Source organism: Sulfobacillus thermotolerans (assembly GCF_039623705.1).
Taxonomy (GTDB): Bacteria; Bacillota; Sulfobacillia; order Sulfobacillales; family Sulfobacillaceae; genus Sulfobacillus; species Sulfobacillus thermotolerans.
Genome location: NZ_CP133983.1, coordinates 294901 through 312971 on the forward strand (window position 1 = coordinate 294901; position 18071 = coordinate 312971).

The 18071-nt window shown below is 53.1% G+C and carries 23 protein-coding genes, 1 pseudogene and 1 riboswitch; of the genes and pseudogenes, 14 read left to right on the forward strand and 10 right to left on the reverse strand.

From position 1 onward, the window contains the following. Positions 1-99: 99 nt before the first annotated feature. Positions 100-639 (reverse strand): TetR/AcrR family transcriptional regulator, encoded by a 540-nt coding sequence (locus ORD20_RS01340; RefSeq protein WP_103375654.1) that lies wholly within the window; start codon positions 637-639, stop codon positions 100-102. 149 nt (positions 640-788) lie between these two features. Here ORD20_RS01340 and ORD20_RS01345 point away from each other — a divergent pair, with 149 nt between their 5' ends. Genes ORD20_RS01345 through ORD20_RS01380 form a run of 8 tightly spaced genes read left to right on the forward strand, consistent with a single transcriptional unit; the run spans position 789 to position 7062 of the window. Then, the gene (locus tag ORD20_RS01345) at positions 789-1961 is read left to right on the forward strand and encodes a DNA topoisomerase (protein ID WP_430626434.1); all 1173 of its coding nucleotides are present in this window, start codon (positions 789-791) and stop codon (positions 1959-1961) included. 60 nt (positions 1962-2021) lie between these two features. Beyond that, positions 2022-3119, forward strand: a complete 1098-nt coding sequence (locus tag ORD20_RS01350) for a M24 family metallopeptidase (protein ID WP_242968527.1) — start codon at positions 2022-2024, stop codon at positions 3117-3119. A 32-nt stretch (positions 3120-3151) separates the two neighbouring features. Next, complete coding sequence (locus ORD20_RS01355; protein ID WP_242968528.1) at positions 3152-3649, forward strand: peroxiredoxin; 498 nt, start codon at positions 3152-3154, stop codon at positions 3647-3649. Between the two features lie 4 nt (positions 3650-3653). After that, positions 3654-4028: an endonuclease III domain-containing protein gene (locus ORD20_RS01360; protein ID WP_430626435.1), complete on the forward strand. Its 375-nt coding sequence runs from the start codon at positions 3654-3656 to the stop codon at positions 4026-4028. A 16-nt stretch (positions 4029-4044) separates the two neighbouring features. After that, complete coding sequence (locus ORD20_RS01365; RefSeq protein WP_103375657.1) at positions 4045-4377, forward strand: hypothetical protein; 333 nt, start codon at positions 4045-4047, stop codon at positions 4375-4377. Between the two features lie 43 nt (positions 4378-4420). Further along, positions 4421-5278, forward strand: a complete 858-nt coding sequence (locus tag ORD20_RS01370; protein WP_103375658.1) for a patatin-like phospholipase family protein — start codon at positions 4421-4423, stop codon at positions 5276-5278. A 14-nt stretch (positions 5279-5292) separates the two neighbouring features. Continuing rightward, positions 5293-6264, forward strand: coding sequence for a GGDEF domain-containing protein (locus tag ORD20_RS01375; protein WP_103375659.1), 972 nt, complete (start codon positions 5293-5295; stop codon positions 6262-6264). An 18-nt stretch (positions 6265-6282) separates the two neighbouring features. Continuing rightward, on the forward strand, positions 6283-7062 hold the full coding sequence (locus ORD20_RS01380; protein WP_103375660.1) for a hypothetical protein: 780 nt from the start codon (positions 6283-6285) through the stop codon (positions 7060-7062). A gap of 64 nt (positions 7063-7126) precedes the next feature. On the opposite strand, the gene ORD20_RS01385 is transcribed toward ORD20_RS01380, so the two are convergent. Then, positions 7127-7306 (reverse strand): hypothetical protein, encoded by a 180-nt coding sequence (locus ORD20_RS01385; RefSeq protein ID WP_103375661.1) that lies wholly within the window; start codon positions 7304-7306, stop codon positions 7127-7129. Between the two features lie 17 nt (positions 7307-7323). Continuing rightward, entirely contained in the window at positions 7324-8661 is a 1338-nt protein-coding gene (locus ORD20_RS01390; protein ID WP_242968530.1) for an NRAMP family divalent metal transporter, read from the reverse strand. A 221-nt stretch (positions 8662-8882) separates the two neighbouring features. Continuing rightward, a riboswitch (M-box (ykoK) riboswitch) is annotated at positions 8883-9055 on the reverse strand. Between the two features lie 465 nt (positions 9056-9520). Here ORD20_RS01390 and ORD20_RS01395 point away from each other — a divergent pair. Further along, positions 9521-9928, forward strand: a complete 408-nt coding sequence (locus tag ORD20_RS01395) for a hypothetical protein (protein WP_103375663.1) — start codon at positions 9521-9523, stop codon at positions 9926-9928. Positions 9929-9981: 53 nt separating this feature from the next. On the opposite strand, the gene ORD20_RS01400 is transcribed toward ORD20_RS01395, so the two are convergent. Further along, positions 9982-11001, reverse strand: a complete 1020-nt coding sequence (locus ORD20_RS01400; protein WP_430626436.1) for an NRAMP family divalent metal transporter — start codon at positions 10999-11001, stop codon at positions 9982-9984. 296 nt (positions 11002-11297) lie between these two features. Between ORD20_RS01400 and ORD20_RS01405 the strand changes: the two genes are divergently transcribed. Together ORD20_RS01405 and ORD20_RS01410 are read left to right on the forward strand one after the other, a co-directional pair. Further along, entirely contained in the window at positions 11298-11459 is a 162-nt protein-coding gene (locus ORD20_RS01405; protein WP_158246281.1) for a hypothetical protein, read from the forward strand. A gap of 296 nt (positions 11460-11755) precedes the next feature. Then, positions 11756-11803: pseudogene (locus ORD20_RS01410) on the forward strand (hypothetical protein); the annotation flags it as partial. 34 nt (positions 11804-11837) lie between these two features. Here ORD20_RS01410 and ORD20_RS01415 read toward each other — a convergent pair. Both ORD20_RS01415 and ORD20_RS01420 read right to left on the reverse strand, forming a co-directional pair. Beyond that, entirely contained in the window at positions 11838-12209 is a 372-nt protein-coding gene (locus tag ORD20_RS01415; RefSeq protein ID WP_430626437.1) for a type II toxin-antitoxin system YafQ family toxin, read from the reverse strand. 58 nt (positions 12210-12267) lie between these two features. Further along, positions 12268-12525: a type II toxin-antitoxin system RelB/DinJ family antitoxin gene (locus ORD20_RS01420; RefSeq protein ID WP_103375666.1), complete on the reverse strand. Its 258-nt coding sequence runs from the start codon at positions 12523-12525 to the stop codon at positions 12268-12270. Positions 12526-13219: 694 nt separating this feature from the next. Here ORD20_RS01420 and ORD20_RS01425 point away from each other — a divergent pair. Further along, positions 13220-13405, forward strand: coding sequence for a hypothetical protein (locus ORD20_RS01425; protein ID WP_430626438.1), 186 nt, complete (start codon positions 13220-13222; stop codon positions 13403-13405). A gap of 258 nt (positions 13406-13663) precedes the next feature. On the opposite strand, the gene ORD20_RS01430 is transcribed toward ORD20_RS01425, so the two are convergent. Together ORD20_RS01430 and ORD20_RS01435 are read right to left on the reverse strand one after the other, a co-directional pair. Next, the gene (locus ORD20_RS01430; RefSeq protein ID WP_103375668.1) at positions 13664-13999 is read right to left on the reverse strand and encodes a hypothetical protein; all 336 of its coding nucleotides are present in this window, start codon (positions 13997-13999) and stop codon (positions 13664-13666) included. Then, the gene (locus ORD20_RS01435) at positions 13996-14664 is read right to left on the reverse strand and encodes an ABC transporter substrate-binding protein (RefSeq protein WP_103375669.1); all 669 of its coding nucleotides are present in this window, start codon (positions 14662-14664) and stop codon (positions 13996-13998) included. The genes ORD20_RS01430 and ORD20_RS01435 overlap by 4 nt, the downstream gene beginning before the upstream one ends. A 3-nt stretch (positions 14665-14667) precedes the next feature. On the opposite strand from ORD20_RS01435, the gene ORD20_RS01440 reads away from it, so the two are divergent. Together ORD20_RS01440 and ORD20_RS01445 are read left to right on the forward strand one after the other, a co-directional pair. Continuing rightward, entirely contained in the window at positions 14668-15855 is a 1188-nt protein-coding gene (locus tag ORD20_RS01440; RefSeq protein WP_430626439.1) for an RNA-guided endonuclease InsQ/TnpB family protein, read from the forward strand. 117 nt (positions 15856-15972) lie between these two features. Then, a complete protein-coding gene (locus tag ORD20_RS01445; RefSeq protein WP_430626440.1) occupies positions 15973-16929 on the forward strand; it encodes an RNA-guided endonuclease TnpB family protein in 957 nt (318 codons plus the stop codon). A gap of 54 nt (positions 16930-16983) precedes the next feature. Here the strand turns inward: ORD20_RS01445 and ORD20_RS01450 are convergent, their stop codons facing one another. Both ORD20_RS01450 and ORD20_RS01455 read right to left on the reverse strand, forming a co-directional pair. Then, entirely contained in the window at positions 16984-17349 is a 366-nt protein-coding gene (locus ORD20_RS01450; RefSeq protein ID WP_103375670.1) for a hypothetical protein, read from the reverse strand. Between the two features lie 40 nt (positions 17350-17389). After that, a complete protein-coding gene (locus tag ORD20_RS01455) occupies positions 17390-17824 on the reverse strand; it encodes an ABC transporter substrate-binding protein (protein WP_103375671.1) in 435 nt (144 codons plus the stop codon). Between the last annotated feature and the right edge of the window lie 247 nt (positions 17825-18071).

Genomic DNA, 18071 nt, shown 5'->3' on the forward strand with positions numbered 1-18071 from the left:
CTTTGGCTGTAATGCGATAACGGTTTCATTGTGCCAGGGATAAGGGGGGTTTGTCCATGATTTTGTCGAGGGTTGTCATCGTAAGGACAGAACGTAGATTTAGGTGAATCGTCCGAGAATCACGGGAATAATGGCATATAAACTGTTTTTGTCGGCATGTCCGCTTTTTAGGGCATGCAAGGTGGGCACGGCAATGGCACCAAAGAGAGCATAAGCCAGCCATTCTCGGTTTGTGGCGGGGATATGGGGATGCAAGTAGGTGGCTACAGGTTCTAAGAGTCGGTTTAAAAATTGTCCCACGAGTTGTTCGCGCGAGCGGTCGCGCCATGCTTCACTAAGAAAAAGGCTGAGAAATTCTTGCTCCTCCCAAAAAAAATCAATCCATTGTCGCAAAAGGTCAGATAGCGATGCACCCTCGTGAGCCAGCACCTCTTTGGTCAAAGCTTCCAAGCGTCCCGCGCGTGATTGGACTAAAGCCACCCAAATCGCCTCTTTGGATGCGAAATGGTAATAGACGGACCCCTTCGCTACATGTGAGCGTTGGGCAATGCTGTCGACCGTGGCGCGGTCGTAGCCTTGTTCGGAAAACTCTTGCAAGGCGGCATGCAAGATGCTGTCCCGGGCATTTGATTTTGCCATTGATTTCGCTAGGCTCCTTTACCGAAAGGAATTGTCCTTACCATACCGTGACAGGAGGCATTGAGCAAGGGTTCGGCTAAGGCTATGCGATTTCCTGATGGCACGCTAGTATAGGTGTGGAAGATTTTTAGCGGGTAATGGAGGCCCTCATGAAAACACTAGTCATTGCGGAAAAACCGTCCGTTGCTCGGGATTTAGCCCACGTATTGCGTCCCGGGACGCGTAAAAGTCCTGATAGGCTCGAAGCCGAGGACATGGTATTTACCTGGGCTTTGGGACATTTGTTGTCGCTCGAAGATGCCGAAGGGTATGACCCACGCTACCGGGTGTGGCGTCTCGAAGATTTGCCCATTATCCCCGCCGAAATGAAATACTCGGTGTATACCGTGCTATCTGAAGATGTTGAGCGCGGGGACATGTTTCGCTCGACGCAGCGGCAAAGGCAGGAAGAAGGCTTTCAAGTGCTCTTTCCTCCGGCGCAAGATCCTAATAAAAAAGAGTCTACCGATCAGTTGCCGTCGTTGCACGAAGGCGAACGGGTGACCATTGTCCAATATGACGTGCATGAAGGCGTGACAAAACCTCCCGTGCGCTATACGGAAGCGGCGTTATTAGGGGCGATGGAGCGAGCTGGTAAAAAAATCGATGATCCCGCCTTAAAAGACGCTATGAAAACAGCAGGATTAGGTACTGCGGCTACGCGCGCTGCGATTATCGAGCGACTAATTACGGTGGGGTACGTGAAACGGGAAAAGAAGCAATTGGTGCCCACGGATAAAGGTAAAACCCTTGTGACATTAGTGCCGGATTTGCTCACACAAGTCACCTTAACGGCGCAATGGGAGGATGGCTTGAGAGCGGTGGAAGAAGGACGGGCAGCCGTTCAAGAGTTTCGCCAAGCCATCCATGGGTTTACCCGGGATGTCGTCGAGCAGGCGCGGTCTGCTCCCGTCAACGAGTTTGCAGTACTAGACGAAGAGGCTCTCTATCCGTGTCCTTTGTGCGCCTCGCCTCTGCAAAAATTTTCTAAAGGGTACCGGTGCACCAAGCAAAAGGATACTCAGTGTGCCTTTATTTTATGGACCACCATTGCCAGCAAAACTCTGACGCCCCGGCAAGTGCAAACGTTATTGACGAAGGGCCGGACAGGAACTATCCGGGGGTTCAAGTCGAAGGCGGGCAAGTCCTTTCAAGCGGCGCTTGTGTTGGAAAATGGAACGGTGCGATTCGATTTCGATCAAGAATCCGCTACAGCCAAGAAGGTCCCACGGAAAAGAAAGGCACCGTCTACGGTCACTAAAAAGGCGGGGACAAAGCGGTAGGAGGCCGCGTTTTGGTATGATACGATAACATGAGCACGTAGTTGAGAGGTAGGCGATGAAATGGGTATCGAGCGACTAGCCAAAGCGCGTGAGCGCCTTGGCAAAGAGCATGCGGCAATGTTTTTAGCTCCTGGTGATGATTTCCGCTATCTGCTCTCATGGTCACCTTTGGCCGATGAGCGGGTGACATTCTTGGGGGTTTCACATGACCGGGTCGTCTTGGTTATTGCTTCCGTCAATGCTCAAGAAGCTCACGAGCATCTAAACGGCATGGTTGACATTGTGGCATTTTCCGATCAAGACGGGCCCCATGCGGTGATGCAAAAAATCTTTGGTCCCATGGCGGCAGATTGCCAGACCTTATACGTTTCGGACGATGCTCGTTTTGATCACGTGGAACGGCTAAAGGCTGCTATTAATGTGCATGATGGGCTCACTGTCGCCTCGTCTCTGATGGCACCATGGCGGATGTCTAAGGATCCTGATGAAGTAGAGAAACTTATGGCCTGTCAGGCGATTAATGACCGGGCTATGCGAAAAGGGTTGGAAAGCATTCGGCCAGGTATGACGGAAATGGAGCTGCAAGATATTATCCGCCGGGCGTTTATGGAAAATGGAGCCGACCGAGAAGCCTTCATCATTGTTGCCGCGGGTTCCCACAGCGCCATGCCGCACCATACATCGGATCAAACCGTCATTGCTGAAGGTCCCGTCCTATTGGATATTGGTTGCTATAAAGATGGCTATGCATCGGATATGACGCGGATGGCTTATGTAGGAGCGATTCCGGACGAATTCGCGCATGTACACCGGATTGTGAATCGGGCGGTCGAAGCCGCATTTGACCAAGTGGCCGTAGGACAAGAAGCACAGCAGATTGATCATGCCGCACGCCGAGTGATTGAGGAAGCGGGATACGGAACATACTTTGTACACCGAACAGGGCATGGGATTGGGTTGTCTGTTCATGAACCGCCTTCCATTATGGAAGGGAATCCGCTTCCGCTTCCGCTCGGGGCAGCATTTTCTATTGAGCCAGGAATCTATCTTCCCAGGCGTTTTGGCGTGAGGCTCGAAGAAGTCGTCGTAGTTAGACATCAGCAGGCTGAAATTCTATCGAAAATCCCACGTGACATCTATCACGTGCCCTTAGATTAAAGACCTAAACGGTGACGGAGTGGAGGATAACGATGACAGTCAAAGCGGAAATGGGAACGCAAGATAGCATGGTAGGGCAGGTGGCGCCAGATTTCACGCGCGAAGGGACCAATGGAACGGTTCACTTAGCTGACCTGAAAGGCCACATTGTGGTGCTGTATTTCTATCCCCGGGATAATACACCAGGGTGTACAACAGAGGCCTGTGATTTCCGCGATGCTATTGCGGACTTTTCGCAAGTCGACGGCATTGTGCTCGGGATCAGCACCGATTCCTTGGCGAGTCACGAAAAATTTACCGCCAAATATCAATTGCCCTTTAACTTGTTGTCTGACCCTGACGCCGAAACGGCGAAGGCTTATGGCGTGTATAAACAAAAGAATCTTTACGGCAAAGTGTCCTGGGGCATTGAACGTTCGACCTTTATCATCGATGCACAGGGGATTATCCGGTACGTGTTTCGCAAGGTCAAGGTGCCAGGACATGTCGAACAAGTCAAGGCGCTCGTCGACCAGTTGGCAGGTGACTAACGCCGTGGTCCAGGACGTACTGACCGTCCTTGCATCGTTGTATCCGAATCCGGTAACGGAGTTGGTCCATGACGGCCCATGGCAATTGTTAGTGGCCACGATGTTATCCGCCCAATGCACAGATCGCCGGGTAAATATGATTACGCCGCGTATTTTTGCCCGTTATCCGGGTCCTGCGGAGCTAGCGCAGGCCTCGGTGGAGGAGATTGAAGCATTGATAAAAGATTGTGGGCTGTATCATAGCAAAGCCCGCAATCTGCGGGCGACGGCGGAAATTATTGCGACGCAGTTTGATCAACACGTTCCGGAAGATCGCGAGACTCTCATGACGTTGCCAGGGGTGGGCCGGAAGACGGCCAATGTCGTAAATAAGGCGTGAGGGAGGGCGTGCTGAGGTGCTCTATGCGTTAGTCTCTGATTTATTTTTTGCGGATGTTGTCATGCGCGCGGCAAGCAGCGTCGGAGAGCGTGTCCAAACGTTCTCGACACCCGATACGTTGTGCCAAGCCGTGGCTCAAGCATCCCCACCACCTTTAGTGTTGCTTGACTTATCGATATGGGACCAGAGGCTCTCGCCGTGCTTAGAAGCGGTGCAACACATTGCAGGATTTGGTCCTCATGTCGCGCGCGAACAATTTCAAGCGGCCCGTGCCCAGGGAATTGAGACGCTGTGGGCCAACTCGGCGCTGAGTCAGAAACTAGGGCCGTGGATCGTGACCAACCGCTGACATATGGTCGTGTGCAGACACAGCATAAAGGAGGAATGGGGCCATGCGGGCAGTGGTCCTAGGGGGCGGAGGCATTTTAGGCGTTGCTGCCATAGGTATCTTGGAAGCATTAGAAGAACTGGGAATGGCCCCAGATATTGTGGTAGGCACGTCCTCAGGGGCATTGATTGGGGCGTTGTATGCGCTGGGCATTTCTCCAACCGAACTGAAAGACATTGGACTCTCGGTAAGGCGCCGAGATATGGTATGGAACTGGCGACGGATGGGCCGGGAATTGCTCACGCGGCATACCCTGGCCGAGTCCATCTTAGATCCGGAGCCTTTTTGGAGTAAATTATATAAATATTTTGGCTCGCAAACATTTGCGGATACCCGCCTTCCCCTATTTATGGTGACGACGTCGCTGACGCATCGCATGAGCGTAGTGTTTGGATCCTATATTCCCCAAACCTTTTATCGCTTGCCGCATGTTTTGTGGGTGGATGGGACGCACCAAGAAATCTTTCCTGCGGCTCGGGCTTCTTCGGCGATTCCTGGATTCTTCCCTGCTGAGCGAGTGGCTGATATGATATTGGTAGACGGGGGAATGACAGATGATTTCCCACTCGATGTGGCACAAGCTGCGGGCGCGACGAGTGCCATGGGATTGTGGATTGATGAACCCGTCCGTTGGCAAGTGCCAACGCCCCGTCCGCATTTGTTGCAAGTTTTGACGGAAAGTCTTGCCGTCACCATTCATCATATGACCGTTCTGAAGAAAAACACGGTGACGATGCCGTATGTGATGGTGCGATTGGAGATGGACCACCGCGCCGATATGGCTCGGATTCCGCAAATCATTCGCCGCGGCTACGAACAAACTATGGCGCTTAAAGAGATTCTTGTTCGAGACTATCGGTAAAGGAGGTGCAGTCAATGCCTGACACTCCCTCGTCATTGATGGTTTTGATTCAAGAGTCGCGCCAATGGGCGTCGGTGAGTCGTGGCTTGGAATTGTTTACGCGGGCGAGTGAAGCGTTGCAACGAGCGTTTTTGGTAGACAGTGGGTATTTTATCTATAAAAAGACGGGGCTTTGGGAACGAATCGAAGATGAGGCGTGCCGCCTTTACGCGCCCTGGGGAGTAATGGTTGCCCACCAAGGCGGATATCCCGCCGAGGAAGACCGGCAAGGTGTGGCAGCGGTCGAGGGGTTCGAAGACAGGACAGGCTGTTGGATTCGTACGGCGGACGCGCCCGAACTTATTCGCCAACAGTGGCAATCATGGGGGATCAAAGTCGGCGGCGCATGGCGTCTCACGTTAGGTACAAAGCCGGTAGGACTCATGGTATTACGCCGCTCTGTCCCAGTAGCGGATGATGCCGAACTGATGGGAATGGTGGCAGGGCAAGTCTCTTTAGTGATGGAGTTGTTGCGCTTTCGGCGCACCGCCGAAGAGGCCGGGTGGCGCGATGAGTTGACGGGTATTTATAACCGCCGCGGTATTGAACGCCAAATGGCGCTAGTAACGCAACAAGGAGCTCAGACCCTAGGGACTGCTTGGATTTTTGGCATTTTTGATATTAACCGGTTCAAATACATTAATGACGCATATGGACATCCAGAAGGGGACCGTGTATTAGCAGATGTGGCGAAGGCTCTGTGTGCTGGGTTAAGGCCTCAAGATATTTGTGGACGCTGGGGCGGCGATGAGTTCGTGGTGTTAGTCAATACCGCACAGGCCCAAGCTTCCACGGTCATCGCCCGCTTGCAAGAATTAGTCGCTGCCCGTGTCGAACGGGTTACCGTTAGTGCGGGGTGGGCCGTTTGGGGCGTTGACGGCAACGATTTGGATACGATTTATGATGTAGCAGATCAACGATTATATGAAGATAAGAAGAGACATTAACCGAAAGGATGGCGAGTAATGGAGCGAGCACACGCGGTGATTGTGGGAATGGGCCAAATAGGCAGAACATTAGGAGAAGGCCTTTTAATGGCCGGATATACGGTCACCCCTGTACTACGCGGACAAAGGTATCCCACCGATGACGCACTGCGGCCCTTTATTATTGCCACGGGAGAAGACGATTTGGCACCAGCGCTCGAACGTCTTCCGGAACCGATAAAAAAAGCGTCGTCGGTAGTGTTGTTGCAAAATGAATTGTTACCCAGTCAATGGGAGCCCGTGGGGATTTTGAACCCGACGCTTTTTGTAGTGTGGTTCGAGCGGAAACTTGGCAAACTGATAAGCGTGTTGCGCCCTTCTGTGGTCTTCGGGCCGCAGCAAGCAGCGATCCAAGAAGCCATGGACCGGTTGGGACTCGCCTGCCAGCAAGCCGACAGTTTTCATGAGGCGATGGAACAAGTGGTTATCAAAAATGTCTATATTTGGGCGACCAATATCGCCAGCTTGCGGGTCGGAGGCACTACCGGCGAATTAGTTAAAAACCATTTTGCCTTGGTTCGGTCCTTGTCCCATGAAGCACTTGCGATGCAAGAAGCCGTAATGCAGCAACGATTTGATGGAGATCGCGTGATGGATGAAGTGATTGCCGCGCTCAAGGCGGATCCAGCACATCAAGCCGGAGGACGCAGTGCCAAAAGGCGACTGGAACGGTTTTTGGCTCATGCGGCAGCGGAAAAAATCGATGTGCCTGTAGCACAAGATATTGCAAAGGCCCATGGTCTGAGCCCAAAGTTGTAAGCTAACGCTAAGGTCCTGGCAGAAGTGCCAGGACCTTAGTGTTGGGAGGGATATCACAGGACTGTCAATGGATGCCGCGGCTGAAGCCAATGGCGACAAGGACGACCATGACAAGAATATAGATGCGTAAGGCCCAAAACGCGACCTGAATCCAACCCTTGGGAACAACTTTCGTCAGTTTTACCGGGGTATGGCTATCCTCAGGGACGGAGAGCACTTGCAAATTCTTTTGTGGGGTCTTCATATCGATCGCGCCTCCTTTCAAAACCACTTCGGGAATACGACGGACAATCCATAAATGCCATTCAGCACAACCAGCAATCCGACAATGGTAAAGGCCGAAATGTTTTGCCACTTGCGGTTGACGTGTTCTCCCATAATGCCCGGGTCATTTAAGAGCAACAGTAAGAAGAGCATGGCAGCCGGCATGAAGATGGATGCAATGACTTGCACTGTTAAGTTCAAAAAGCCCAAAGGCGTGTTAGGAATCAAGACTACAGCGGCTGCCAACACCGCACTCAAAAGTCCCGGGATGTAAAACCGCCATGCTTTTTGGAACGGCAGGTTAATGCTCTTGGGCCAGTTGAATGCTTCGCCCATGGCCCATGAGGTGCTGGCCGTCAGCGCAATAGTGGCAATCGTGCCAGCTTCTACCAAACCCAAGGCGAACAGGCTTTGTCCGACAGGCCCAACGCGTTGGCCAATCACCTGAATGATTTGTTGAATGTCATAATTCGAAGCCCCTGGCCGCCCAAACGCTACCGTCCCTGTCAGAATGACGATGGCTAACGCCACTAAAACCATCGCTAAAGTGCCTAATGCGGTGTCGATTTGTCCATGGCGGACATCTTCGACCGTTAACCCTTTGTCGACGACCGAAGACTGTTGGAAAAATAGCATCCAAGGGGCGATGGTGGTACCAAAGTTCGCCAACACGACAAATAAGAAAGCGGCTGTAAAACCTCCTGGAACCTGCCAGTGCGCAAATGCGTTGGCGACCGCACTCCAATGCGGATGAGCCATTAACGCGAGAGGCACAAAGATGAGATTGCCGGCGGCAATCCACAATGAGACCCGCTCCCATGTCCGGTACCGGAGGACCAAGAGGATGACCGCATCCAGCACTAATCCACCTAGCGCGCTCCAAATGGGCGGGACGCCAAAGACTGACATGCCAATAGTAATACCTATAAATTCCGTGACCAGTGTCAGGACGTTGGCTACTACCAAATCAATGAGCGAGAACCAGCCCCAAAATGCGCCGTAACGCCCCCAAATCATTTCCGCGTGGCCCCGGTGTGTGACCGCGCCAAGACGCACAGTCATTTCTTGCACAACGTAGGCAATGAATCCGCCAATAATTAAAGCCGGAATAAAAAACCCAATCCCGTAGGTTGCTCCCGTTTGTGCATACGTAATGACACCGCCTGCATCATTGTCAGCAATCATAACGAGAATCCCTGGACCAATCAACGTGAGCAACAACATTAACCGCTTGCGCCAGCCGCGGGATTCGCGCAAAGCGGCGACACGCGCCTGGTCCTCTGCCCGGATCTGGGTGTCGTCCAACGGGGTTACTGCAGAAATTGTCTTTTTCACGATCTATCCCTCCCTCGGCTGTCCCGAGGCAGGTCACGCACGCAATAAATTACGTAGGAGACGAGAGCACTCGGGAGAGCACAGCGTGTTCACTGAATTAATTGAGACGGTTTGACTTCTATGGCCTCCAGGGTCTGTATTCACCCGCGTTCCCTCCTTATAGTGGAGATTCTCCATAAAAATATCCTCTTTGTCTGCACAAGAGGATAGCGCGCGAAAAACGCAATCCCCCTGGTGGAGCTTTGGCACTGCATCACGTGAGAACTCCCGTGAGAGTTCAGCCACATTGGAAGAAGCCTTAATCCGGCAACTTCTGGTCTACTCCTTAGCGTCTTTAGACGGGTCGGAGCAGTGGCCTATGTTGATGCAGACGCCTCGCCTAACGAGGATATCAATTGACTTTCTACCCTCACTATATGCGCCTAAGCGGGCGTGTGTCAATGGCCAAGTATGATATGGGGAGAAAAAATCGGATATTCGTCCAAAATACCGTCTAAATAGTCCTTTGTTGTCCCATACGGGGAATTTCGGGTTTATTTCTCCATTGAATGATCCTGTCAACGAAATTAACACGACTTTGTAACCTATAGAAATCGAAAAAAGCGGGGACGGCTTTCGGTGATTTACCAAGACATTATTAGAAATTGATTAGAAATCTGCCAAAAGATCCGGGACAGCGCAAAAATTGCTGACTATAATTAAATAGGGGAAGGTTATTTAGACCTAGTCCCCATAGGTATCGAGTTTAGACTCCGTACGTGTTGCAATATCGGTCCGGCGGAGTGACTAGTGGTCCATAACATATGGGCGTTACTTCAAGTTGGGAGGCCGACTAATCTACAAAGAAAGAAGGGTGGCTATGTCTACAGCGACCAAGGGAGTTTTGTGGGTGATTGGCGCATTAGTGGTGATTGTGGGTTCGTTCTATGCGACATCGGCGGTGCATGTTGCGCGCTTATCACGGCGTTATGGGCAGGCCTACTTAAATCCCGAATTGGGAGGAGCGGCCCAATATAAAATCAATGTCTGGGTACCCAGCGGAAACGGCACGGCTCAGTATGTTGTGCTCTATGACGCCAACAAATTCAAAACGGTAAGTGTGCCAGAAACCGGTGCAGCCCATTGGGCCACGTTGGGCGTGTTTCCGTCACAGGGTAACGCCACTATGTCAGTGCGGCGTGTGGGTGAAAGTGGACAGCGCAACGACGGTGTTGTAAATGGGCACATACAGCATCAGCAAGTGGAATTTATTCCGGTGGCTTCGTAAGATACGGAATCGAAATGCGGGAGGACTGCCAGATGAGCGGTCCCCCCGCTCTTTTATAAGAAAGCCGCAATCATATAGAGACCAAACGCCATGACAATGCCGGACAGTGTCCAAACCATTAACCGGTAGCCGCCATGCATGCGGTGGGCTGGGGGAAGCACGCGAGCCTCAAGAAGGAGCAAAAAGCCTAAGACAACAGGAAGAAGCATCGCGTTCATGACCTCCACATCGATGGTGAGTTGAACTAAATCGATGCTGGCAATGACCATAATTGCGCCTAAGACGTGCGCTAAAGTATAGATGAGGTAAAAGGCAGGCGCTTCTCGAAACTTGTGGTTGAGACTATGCTTGATACCAAAGGCTTCTCCGATCCCCCATGAGCCTGCAATCGAAGCCACGAGAGCCGCGACAAAACCCGCACCTAAGATGCCCGCTCCGAATATGAGTCGTCCAGCTGTCGTGCCCATAACGCTAGTCAGGGCGTTGGCAATTTGCACAATGGATTGTAATGATCCAAGATTTTCGTGCCCAAGCGTTGCCGCCGTGGTGAGCACGACGGCAATCATTAAAAGCTGCGTGATAATAGAGCCGATGCCAGTATCCCACCGTGCGGCCTTGACATGGGATTGGTCCCACCGTTTGTCAATAATAGCGCCTTGCTGATAGAAGATCATCCAAGGCATAATGACCGCGCCAACGTTGGCGGCCAATAAGAACACGTAACGCGGATTACTTACGGGCATGGTTACCAACCCGCGAGCGACCTGAGGGAGCGCTGGATGAGCCATGATAGCGGTTACAAAGAAGGCGAGTTCTAAACTGCCAAGTGCAATTCCAATCCATTCGACGCGTTGATACCGTCCGGAAACGCCAATGGCGATGAGTGCCAAAGTGGCAATACTGACACTGATCCATGGCGGCAACCCAATTAGAGAGCCCACCCCTGCTATGCCAGCAAATTCCGTAATTAAAGCGCCCACCACGGATAAGAACAGCGTGGAGACCGACAACCACGCCCATCCGCGTCCAAACCGTTCGCGAATGAGTTCGCCATGTCCCTTGCCTGTAATCATAGCGGCTTAAAAGATACAATCATTCTTTCTAACCGAACCGGATAACCCGATGTCTCTCACTATATCATGTCAACGGACAAAAACGACCGATTTATCTAAACCAGAATTGAGTGGCCCGAATCCGTTGGTGCGATTAATACCAAATCTTATTACAAAATGCATTCTCACGTAAAACGTCCTAATTCTTGTGCATACCATACAACGAAAGGAAAAAGAGGTGGAGCTTTCCGACTTTTGTCATAAATCAGCGGCATTTGGGCAACATAAAGCCACATTGCATGCGAGGAGTGGATGAGATGGATAAGCGAAACCGTCTGACCAAGAGCTTGTTATGGATAAGCGAGACGACAGGACTGTCTGCCCAAGCGGCTATCCATGCTCTAGCCATGGAAAAACGAGGCGACGTGGATAAAGAACTCGAGAACACCGAAGAAGAAGACCCTGAAACACAAGGATAATACGGTTCCATGGCTAATATTTAGAATCCGCCTGTGAACTTATGTCTGATGAAAAATTCCAAGGAAATTCTTTGATACTAAACTTGGGAGTGTATGGGATACTGTATGTCATTCAGATCATGACTAAGGTCAGGTTGCAGCACATGCGTGGTGCAATAAAGTATAAATGAGGTGAAGTCATGGGTCTGAAAGAGCGCCTAATCGTTGCGGGTTCCGTTATAGGCGCTGTCTTTTTGGTTGCGCCTGCTACGTTTGCTAGTGCCTAACCGTATATTCCATAGTCCGCGATTGCCCAAATGAGAGACCGCTTAGTTCACCACTACCTGGGACCCCACTTAGAGATTGTTTGGGAAGTTGTGATCCATGACCTGCCACCGCTTAAAGCCGTTGTTGTTGCGATGTTGAAAACACGATGCCAAATATCCGAGTTCGATGAGAAACCTCGCGGTGTGCGATAGCGATCATGTGGCGCCCGGAAGAGCCGGTCCCGGCTAAGCTTGGGCCGTATGGTGGCGGGCTCATTCCTCGAAAATATCGGCGTGCGTTCCGGTGCGCAGTAATATGAGTTCTGAGATGGCGCGGTTGATCCGATAGATTAAAAGCCAATCGGGTTCGATATGGACGTCGCGCCACCCGTGCAGGTCGCCCCGTTAAGGCGTGATCGCGATAACGGGAAGGAAGCGGCTCTTCGGCCACTAACAAGGCAATGACGGCTTTCAATTTGGTTAACTCTTTATGGCGGCGTGCCATTTTTTTAAGATCCCGCTCAAAGCGCGTAGTGACGCGAATGCTGAGAGACATCTGCGGTTTACTGGGGAAATCGGTGAAACAGGTCATCGAGCTTCTGAAACGAATGACCGCCGCCGTTCTCAATTTCGTCCATGGCTTCTCGTGTGGTGTGGTTAGGCACCGCGACGGCAAACGGGAGGCGTTCTTCTTCAGCCACGCGCAGAAACGTTAGACGAATCAGGTCCGAGGCAGTCAAGCCCATTTTCTCTAAGACCGCGAGAGCCTTTTCTTTGGTTTCTGCGGGTATGCGTGCGCGCACAATCGTATTCGCTTTCATCAGTATCCCTCGCTTTGCCAAGTGTATACTCTATTATAGCTACATTGTAGCTACGGTATCAAGGATGCCGTCTAAAGACCTCAAGCGCGGTCAGCGCCGCGTCCCCCGTTAACACGGTCTAACGATGGGCAAGCACAAACCGCCAGACGGCACGACTGTTGCCTGTGAGTCCGCGAATCCTAATCCGCTGACGGAGCACGTTATGCGGTCGAACTAACTGGTCAGGACATCTACGCGGGATAAGTCACAAAGTACTGGAGTGCCCGTAAGCGGTGAGATGCGCCCGCAAGCGCCGCGGGAGCTGGGCGAGATCCGGCGTGCCGCACCAGGCGGGCGAAGAGCTGGGTTAGAGGCGAATGAGGTTGGCCCGGTAACGTACGATGGCACGCGACGCACTGAACCTGTTCCTCGGCGGTGACGATGCGAAAACGAGTCGCTGGAAGACAAGCGACATGGATGCTCGTCAGAGTATAGCAGAGCGAGCCTTTTGCACTGGGGGACAGGGGCGTCACAGCGCCCCTGTCCCCCAATCCCGTAAGGCTGACATGATATCCCAATGCGTATCCGCGTAAAAGAGATGGCAAATGTCCAAATTTTGGGGACCGCAGGAATATAAAGGGCAGACCCCATGGGATTCGGTTTTTTTCAGACAAAATCTGGCACAACCTAAACTCTACCCTTAGTGGGTCAAATCGTGGCGGTCGCTGACGTGTATGATGCTCTAGCGCATGCTAGGCCCTATCGCCGTCAGCTTGATACAGGCGAAGTCCTCGGGATTATGCGGCCCGACGCGGGCAAGAAATTGTCTGGACCAGCAATGGAAGCGTTAGAGTGGGGGCTAACGCAGCAACCCGAGAGATTTGTCGCAGAGTCTGGATAATAAAACGCCTTGGGCCGCTATAGTAGAGACAACGCCCGTTGTCGAGCTCTTATCGAGGCCGTCCGGGTTTATCCCGCGCGATTTGCTATGTACGGGATTCTCTTGCACAAACCTTTGAGGACATGACATCCTAACGACCCCAAGCATCTATTCGCAGACGAGAACCCCCTGGCTTATGACAAGACTAGGGGGTTCTGCACGAGATTCAAGATCATGGTGACGTACATAGCACCACCGACGGCAGCCGTCCGGCCATATTCAGGAATTCGTCCATAAATTGGGGTAGATCAGACCTGATACCCAATTTAAGGACTGCGAGAAGCCATGCAGATGATTGCTGACCACGAAGTTCGTTGCGGAATACGGCATCCAAATGACTGGGATATGGCGGGAGGCAAACATTTGATATTGATCGAGCCGTGAGAGTTCTTGAGATGTGCTAGTGTAAGGCGCATAGGTTTGATCAATGAGGGAATTCATCGTGGTATTGCTATAATCCTCGCCGTTGAGGGCGGCATTGGTTTTAAACAAGGCGCCGCCGGTCGGATAATAATCGGGGCTATAGATCCAACTGCCAAGCCCCAGCCAAATCATGGACCATTTGCTTGGGGGAGGGCAATGAGGCTATCAAATGGGGTGGAGACAAGGTTCGCCTCAATCCCTTCTTTCGCCCAATCGGTCTTGAGTAGCTGGACAATATCTGTGACGGTTTGGCTGCCCGCGTTGTAGTTTAAGGTAAATGCCAAAGGCTTTCCGTTTTTCATCATGATGCCGTGGTTGTCTTTCCAACCATGGGCTAACAAAATCGACCGTCCTTGCTGTGGATTATAAGAATAGATAGGTTGGTTTAGGGCGGTATCGTAATAAGGGGTCTTGGGCTGTTCGGGAATGGGGCCGTCTCCGATAATGCCATGACCATGATAAAACGCGGCGATAATAGCCGGTTGATTAATGCCATACGCTAAAGCCTGACGAATGTAGAGTTGATGAAAGAGCATGCCGGTACCATTGGGGGCGGTGGGCGACTCATTGGGCTGGAGGTACGTCATTCCCCAGACATAACCGGATATTATGCGATCATGCGTTAATGTATGGCGGGATTTCCACAAGCTAAGCGGAAGGTAACCAATAGTCAAAGCCCCCGTCTTTAAGGCTGAGAATTCACTTGCCGATGACGTTTCATCAAAATACCGCGCGGCGGAGACCTCGGCCTTCAGGCCGGGGAGGAGCCGCGTCAGAGAACCCTCCCTTCTTCCCATGTTGTGGTCTCACTAACATTGCGATATGATAGGTCTCGTGAATGTTGGGAGGCGTCTGCGACGGTACTGACCTTGACCGCGAAGGTGCAATTGTATCCGAACCCGGATCAGGCGACGTTGCTCCAGCAGACCGTCGAGGCCTACCGTCAGGGCTGCAACTGGGTCTCCGGGGTCGTCGATACCACGCACTGCCTTCAGCAAGCCGCTCTCCACACCGAGACCTACCGGCCCTTGCGGGCGCAGTTTGGCTTGCGATCCCAAATGGCGCAATCGGTGATCAAAACCGTGATGGCCCGCTACAAGAGTGTGCTGGCCCACGGGCATCCCTGGACTCGGGTGCAGTTCACCAAACCGGCCTTCGACCTCGTCTGGAATCGCGACTATTCCTTGAAGGCCGGCGCATTCTCTCTCAATACGCTGGCGGGCCGCGTGCCGATCCCCTTCGCCCGGCAGGGCATGGAACGCGTCTTCGACGGGACCTGGCAGTGTGGCACGGCACATCTTGTGCACCGCCATGGGCGCTGGTTTCTCCCTGTACCGATGACGAAAGACGTGGCCGAGACCGATTGGGCGGAGATTCGTCAGGTGGTCGGGCTCGACTTCGGCATCAACTTCCTGGTGACGGCCTACGATTCCCAGGGGCAGACTACCTTTTTCCCCGGCCGCGCCGTCAAAGCGCGGCGTGCTCACTTCAAGCTCCTTCGACAGACCCTGCAACGGCGGCAGACACCGTCCGCCCGCCGGCGCCTGAAACGCTTAGGACAACGAGAAAACCGTTGGATGACCGATGTGAACCATCAGGTCAGTAAGGCACTCGTGGTCCGCTATGGGGCTCAGACGCTATTCGTCCTGGAGGATCTGACGGGGATGCGGGGGGCCACGGAGCGGGTCCGGCGACGGGATCGGTATACGTCCGTGTCGTGGGCCTTTTACCAACTCCGCCAGATGCTCGAATATAAAGCGACCCTATATCAGTCCCGCACGATCGCGGTGGATCCGCGCTATACCTCGCAAACCTGTCCCCACTGTGGGCACGTGGCCCGAGGAAATCGCGATAAGCGCCGACACCGCTTCGCGTGCCAACAATGCCACTACCGGTCGAACGATGACCGGATTGGCGCCATGAACCTGCACCGTCAGGGAATTGAGTACCGGGTGACAGGTGCGATCGCGGCAGGCCCGCGGTCGTGAGGGCGACGTCAACCGCCCTACGATGCGACCCCAACCCAAGGAAGGAGATGCTCCGGGGTCGTCGATACCACGCACTGCCTTCAGCAAGCCGCTCTCCACACCGAGACCTACCGGCCCTTGCGGGCGCAGTTTGGCTTGCGATCCCAAATGGCGCAATCGGTGATCAAAACCGTGATGGCCCGCTACAAGAGTGTGCTGGCCCACGGGCATCCCTGGACTCGGGTGCAGTTCACCAAACCGGCCTTCGACCTCGTCTGGAATCGCGACTATTCCTTGAAGGCCGGCGCATTCTCTCTCAATACGCTGGCGGGCCGCGTGCCGATCCCCTTCGCCCGGCAGGGCATGGAACGCGTCTTCGACGGGACCTGGCAGTGTGGCACGGCACATCTTGTGCACCGCCATGGGCGCTGGTTTCTCCCTGTACCGATGACGAAAGACGTGGCCGAGACCGATTGGGCGGAGATTCGTCAGGTGGTCGGGCTCGACTTCGGCATCAACTTCCTGGTGACGGCCTACGATTCCCAGGGGCAGACTACCTTTTTCCCCCGCGCCGTCAAAGCGCGGCGTGCTCACTTCAAGCTCCTTCGACAGACCCTGCAACGGCGGCAGACACCGTCCGCCCGCCGGCGCCTGAAACGCTTAGGACAACGAGAAAACCGTTGGATGACCGATGTGAACCATCAGGTCAGTAAGGCACTCGTGGTCCGCTATGGGGCTCAGACGCTATTCGTCCTGGAGGATCTGACGGGGATGCGGGGGGCCACGGAGCGGGTCCGGCGACGGGATCGGTATACGTCCGTGTCGTGGGCCTTTTACCAACTCCGCCAGATGCTCGAATATAAAGCGACCCTATATCAGTCCCGCACGATCGCGGTGGATCCGCGCTATACCTCGCAAACCTGTCCCCACTGTGGGCACGTGGCCCGAGGAAATCGCGATAAGCGCCGACACCGCTTCGCGTGCCAACAATTCCACTACCGGTCGAACGATGACCGGATTGGCGCCATGAACCTGCACCGTCAGGGAATTGAGTACCGGGTGACAGGTGCGATCGCGGCAGGCCCGCGGTCGTGAGGGCGACGTCAACCGCCCTACGATGCGACCCCAACCCAAGGAAGGAGATGGCGTTCAGCCATCGGACGCACTTCCGGGGAGTCGCAAGCTCCGGCCTTTAGGCCGGGGTAGTTGACACTGAAAGATAAGGGAAGATAGATGAGATTTGCGTCCCCCATAGTCTTTATGTGCGACAAAACTCCATGACTGGTTTGGTTGAACCCGGCCAAAATGATAGGCTCCATCGACTATTTTAAACAGGGCACTGGTGGGGCTGTTCGCTTCAGATTGAATAAACTTGAGCTCTTTGATCATATTGTTGGGATATTTATCCCACACAAAGGCCGGTACGGGATTGATTTGGCCTAATCCATTGAGAATAAACCACTGCGGATTCACGCCGGAATTTAACGTGACTTGGAGCGTGCGGGCATTAATCACGTCGACATTTTTGAAATCGGTGGGGACCCCGCCGCTGCCCTTAGTTCCAAGGCAAATTTTTGGCGTTACTACTGGCGCCTTTCATAATGGACCAGGTGAACGCCACATCTTGAGCCGTGACGGGTTGTCCATTGGACCAATGGTAGCGCGGATTCATGTGCAGTGTAAACACGCTGGCCGTCTTGTTCCAGGTAATGGAAGAGACTAAAGAATGTTGATAGTCTACCGTATCGTGAGGCGTCACATCAAGCAACGGTTTGTACATTAAGGCATCGAGTTCGATGTTGGTGGCGCTAAACGTATTGCTGGAGAAGACGGGGAAAAACCAGTTAGGACTCGTTTGCACGGGTAACGCGATAACTACGGGGGCAGAAGCAGGTGGCGCGGCCTGAGAGGACGTGGTGCCACACGCCGTGAGTTCCAACCCCGCCAACAGAGAGACAGACATCATACTCCACATCAGTTTCCGTGCCATGGTTGACACTCCCTCCAAAATACGATTAATGAATATTTATTCATCATCTCATATGTAGATATGGTTGTCTTGGGCATTCAACCTAAAATATGGCAAGAATCCGGATGGCGGCATTCTTTGGAGAATTCGGGCTGTCTTTAGAATTCCCTGGGTGTGTCGTGAGGAATAACCGCGCAGAAACAGGGCGCGCTGAAAATGTCTTGGCTCGTCATAGCACCTGGGTATGGGACATAGCATGAAGGGAAGT